Raw genomic sequence first — 4,569 nt, 5'->3', positions numbered from 1 at the left:
TCCGATGGCGCCTGCGGGACCGTCATGCCGGCCTTGGGGCGTAGCGCAGGGTCTGGATCCGCCAGCCGTGCTGGGTGAGGGTGAGCTCGGCCGGCACCTCCACCGGGGCCGGCACCTCCACCCCGGGTGAGGGATCCGACGACGCGCCTGCCGCGGCCGCCCGCACGGTCGAGGCGTACTTCCACGAGATCAACGACGCCACCCGAGGCGGACGGCTCGCTGTGATCGCGCCGTCGGCCCTGGCCGGCTGCCAGCCGTGCGCGCTGGACGTCGGGGTGACCCGGTCGCTCCAGCAGCGCGGCCTGCACGCCGATGCCGGCGCCTACCGGATAAGCGACCTGTCCGCCCGGCCTCGGTCCGGGCTCGTCACCGCGGTGACCTTCACCCTGCACACCAGCGCCGTCGGGCTGCTCGACCTCGCCGGGCGGCACGCCGCCGACGCCCCCGGCGTGCCCACGCGGGCTGCGACGGCCGAGCTCACCCTCACCCAGCACGGCTGGCGGATCCAGACCCTGCGCTACGCCCCAAGGCCGGCATGACGGTCCCGCAGGCGCCCTCGGATCCCCTCGGCCGGCGGGCGCTCCCCCGGGTGGCGGTGCTCGCCGTCGCGGTTGTGCTGCTCGCGGGTCTCGGCGGACTGCTGCCCGGCCCGGGGCTGCCAGCGCTGCCGGGGCTGCCCACCGCGGGCCGCGCCGCCGCGGCTCCCGGCGACCAGACCCGAATACCCTGCGTCGGCGTGCTGTGGGGAAGCTGCGACACCCGGGCCACCGCCAACGGCTACCAGTACCGCTACCACAACGGGATGCTCGAACGGATCCCCGCTGACGCCGACGGGGGCGTCCCGAGGCGGGCCTCCTGCGGGCAGGACTGCCCGGACGACCCCGCCGCGGTCTGCGAACTGTACGAGCTCGTGGGCGCCGACCCGGCGATGACGCCGGCCGAGCGCGCCCAGTTCGACCAGACGATGGCCGGGTGCAACAACTACCTGCTGCCCGACGACGCGGTGCCGATCGCGGCCGTGCAGGCGGCGCTCGCCGACTACCTGCGAGACAAGCTCCTACCGAAACCGTCGATCGTCATCGCGCCGTCCGGGCGCAGTTTCGCGAACCTGGCGACGATCCTGTACACGCCCGTGCCGGAGTCGTACACGTTCAACGTCGACCAGCCCGTCGTCGCCACGATCAGCGCGATCCCCCACTACCACTGGGAGTTCGGCGACGGCGAGACCGGCCCCGACGCGCCCGGGCGGCCCTACGATTCGGCGATTTCCCCACGTGACCATCCCGAGGCGTACGTGTCGCACGACTACGCCCGGCCGGGGCAGTACCAGGTGACCCTCACCGTGACCTGGGACGGAACGTTCACCCTGCCCGGCGTCGCGGAGGCCTTCCCGCTGAACCCGGTGACCCTCGCCGCCGCGCAGGGCCTCGTCGTCAACGAGGCCGCCGGCGTTCTGGTCCACAACGACTGACCAGGCGGGGCGAGCCCCGGCCTGGTCAGTCGTCAGCCGTCAGCCGATGCCCGTGGCCGGGCGGAGGCGGGGTGTCAGCCTCGGTGCGCCGGGCGGGCCGGCCAGGGGGCGTCGAGGGGACGCAGACCGGCGAAGTCCGCCGCCCGGGCCCGCGCCGCCGCCAGCAGGCCGACGACCGCCATCGCGTTGGTGATCTCGCCACGCAGGACCCGCGCGACGGCCTCGTCGAGGTCGACGCGCGCCAGGCCCATCTCGGCCTCCTCGTGCTCCGGCACGTACCGCTCGGCCGCCGGGATCTCGTGCAGGTCCCGGGCCAGGAAGATCCGGTAGGCCTCGTCGGTCATCCCCGGCGAGGACCAGACGTCGACGAGCAGGTCGAACCGGTCGGCGCGCAGCCCGGTCTCCTCGGCGAGCTCCCGGGCGGCGGCGACGGACGCCGGCTCCCCGGCCACGTCGAGGATGCCGGCGGGCAGCTCCCACAGCGGGCCGCCGACGGGGTGGCGGTACTGGTGCACCATCACAACCCGCCCGCCGTCGTCGAGTGCCACCACACCCACCGCGCCGGGGTGGACGACGACGTCGCGCTGGGAGACATCGCCTTCGGGCATCCGCACCTGGTCGCGGCGGACAGAGATGATCCGTCCCTCGTAGGCGAGGGTGCTCTCGGTGACCTCGTAGCGGTGCGCCTGCGCGGTCACGGCGCCACCAGGGCGGCCGTGCCGTTCGAGGCGGCCCCCGGACGGGCACCACCGGCGCCACGCCGACCGCCACCACCTCGACCGGACGTGCCCCCCGCGCCCCCGGCGTGCCCCGTGCCGGCCGCGGCCGGCACCGCGGCATCAGCCTCGGGACCCGGGTTCGGCGTGGCGGCGGTGTCCGCGTCCGGCAGGTCGACGGGCAGCACCCCGCGGCGGCGGTCGGCGTGCGCGATCGCCGCGGCGACAAGCCCCCGGAACAGCGGATGGGCCCGCGTCGGCCGGGACCGGAACTCCGGATGCGCCTGGGTACCCACGTAGTAGGGGTGCACGTCGGCGGGCAGTTCCACGACCTCGACCAGCCGGCCGTCCGGTGAGGTGCCGGAGAAGACCAGCCCGGCGGCGGCGAGCCGCTCGCGATAGTCGTTGTTGACCTCGTACCGATGACGGTGCCGCTCGGCAACCTCGGGCGCACCGTACTCACGGCGGGCGACCGTGCCGGGGGCGAGCGTGCACGAGTACAGGCCCAGGCGCATGGTGCCGCCCATGTCCCTGGTGCCGGCGACGACCTCGTGCTGGTCGGCCATCGTGGAGATCACCGGGTGTGGGGTGTCGGACACGAACTCGGTGGAGTTCGCCCCGTCGAGACCCGCGAGCCCGCGGGCCGCCTCGATGACCATGCACTGCAGGCCCAGGCAGATCCCCAGCGTCGGCAGGCCGGCCTCGCGGGCATGCCGCAGCGCGGTGAGCTTGCCCTCGATGCCGCGGATCCCGAAGCCACCGGGGACGATGATCCCGTCGACCCCGTCGAGCTGGGCGGCGGCCTGCTCCGGCGTGGCACACTCGTCCGAGGTGATCCACCGCAGCTCGACCCGGGTGTCGGTGGCGAACGCGCCGGCCCGCAACGCCTCGGTCACCGACAGGTAGGCGTCGGGCAGGTCGACGTACTTGCCGACGATCGCGACCGTCGCCGTGTTCGCCGGATGATGCACCCGGCGCAGCAGGGTGTCCCACTCGGTCCAGTCGACGTCGCGGAACGACAGCCCCAGCCGGCGCACCACGTAGGCGTCGAGGCCCTCCCGGTGCAGCACCCGGGGAATGTCGTAGATCGAGCTCGCGTCCGGCGCCCCGACGACCGCCTCGTCGTCGACGTCGCACATCATCGCGATCTTCTTCTTCAGCGAGTCGGGCAGCGGCCGGTCGGACCGGCAGACCACTGCATCCGGCTGCAGGCCGATGCTGCGCAGTGCCGCCACCGAATGCTGCGTCGGCTTGGTCTTCAGCTCCCCCGACGGAGCCAGGTACGGCACCAGGCTGACATGGACCGTCAGCGCGTTGTCCCGGCCGACCTCGTGGCGGACCTGGCGGATCGCCTCCAGGTACGGAAGCGACTCGATGTCACCGACGGTGCCGCCAACCTCGGTGATGATCACATCGACGCTGTCGCCCGCGAGCCGCCGGATCCGATCCTTGATCTCGTCGGTGATGTGCGGGACGACCTGCACCGTCTGGCCGAGGTAGTCGCCGCGGCGCTCACGGGCGATGACCGCCGAGTACACCTGGCCGGTCGTCACGTTCGCGCTGCCGTCAAGGTTGACGTCGAGGAACCGCTCGTAGTGGCCGATGTCCAGGTCCGTCTCGGCCCCGTCGTCGGTGACGAACACCTCGCCGTGCTGGAACGGGTTCATCGTGCCGGGATCGACGTTGAGATAGGGGTCGAGCTTCTGCATCGTGACCCGCAGACCGCGAGCCTTCAGAAGCCGCCCAAGGCTGGATGCGGTCAGTCCCTTACCGAGACTGGACGCGACCCCGCCGGTGACGAAGATGTGCTTCGTAACATGCACCTGGCCCACGTGGAACTCCCGTGGTCACGCCGCCGGTCCGGACCCGACGCCTCCACGGGGTTTCACGGTAACACCTCCCCCGTGATGCGCCTGCGGCGCATCACGGGGACCCCTGGTTCCCGGCCGCCGCACGGGGTCTCGTCCGATCGCCTTCGGCGATCCTCCTGGGAACGCCACCCGGCGCGCCTGCGGCGCATCACGGGGACCCCTGGTTCCCGGCGTCCGAGCGGGGTCCCAGTCCCTCGCCTTCGGCGTCGGGCGAAGAACCACGCAGGCGCGGCAGCGGTGGACCGTGACGGACTCGCCCCGGCGGGGGGCCAGCACAGGTCGCGGCGCTCGCAGCAGCGCACCATGCACCCCGCCCTGCGGCGTACCCGCGACGCGGTTCCGCGGAACACCTTGATCGACAAGGTCGGGATCGAGACCCGACCGTTCGGCGCGGTTCCGCGGAATCTGAATGACTGTGTCAAGCGGTCGTGGTCGTGGCGGCGGGTTGTGGGGGGAGGACCGGTCGGAGGCGGGGCGGCGTGTCGCTGGCGTCCGAGGTCGAGTGGGCCGT

The 4,569-nt window shown here is 73.1% G+C and carries 4 protein-coding genes; 2 read left to right on the top strand and 2 right to left on the bottom strand.

The genetic code is table 11. The features are described from left to right. Positions 1-80: 80 nt before the first annotated feature. A complete protein-coding gene (locus NBZ85_RS27940) occupies positions 81-539 on the top strand; it encodes a hypothetical protein (protein WP_261562970.1) in 459 nt (152 codons plus the stop codon). After that, on the top strand, positions 536-1,471 hold the full coding sequence (locus NBZ85_RS27935) for a PKD domain-containing protein (RefSeq protein WP_261558096.1): 936 nt from the start codon (positions 536-538) through the stop codon (positions 1,469-1,471). The genes NBZ85_RS27940 and NBZ85_RS27935 overlap by 4 nt, the downstream gene beginning before the upstream one ends. 74 nt (positions 1,472-1,545) lie before the next feature. Here NBZ85_RS27935 and NBZ85_RS27930 read toward each other — a convergent pair whose 3' ends face one another. Both NBZ85_RS27930 and pyrG read right to left on the bottom strand, forming a co-directional pair. Next, positions 1,546-2,169, bottom strand: a complete 624-nt coding sequence (locus tag NBZ85_RS27930) for an NUDIX domain-containing protein (RefSeq protein WP_261558095.1) — start codon at positions 2,167-2,169, stop codon at positions 1,546-1,548. Beyond that, a complete protein-coding gene (gene pyrG / locus NBZ85_RS27925; protein ID WP_261558094.1) occupies positions 2,166-4,019 on the bottom strand; it encodes a CTP synthase in 1,854 nt (617 codons plus the stop codon). The genes NBZ85_RS27930 and pyrG overlap by 4 nt, the downstream gene beginning before the upstream one ends. Positions 4,020-4,569: the final 550 nt, after the last annotated feature.

The organism is Frankia tisae (assembly GCF_025403405.1).
Lineage (GTDB): Bacteria > Actinomycetota > Actinomycetes > Frankiales > Frankiaceae > Frankia > Frankia tisai.
Note: the sequence above shows the minus strand (reverse complement) of the source record. Positions and strands in the feature narration are given on the sequence as shown.

What these genes read in the sequence shown, in the direction of transcription:
- NBZ85_RS27935 (WP_261558096.1), top strand. Translation starts at nt 536, where the DNA reads ATGACGGTCCCGCAGGCGCCCTCGGATCCCCTCGGCCGGCGGGCGCTC.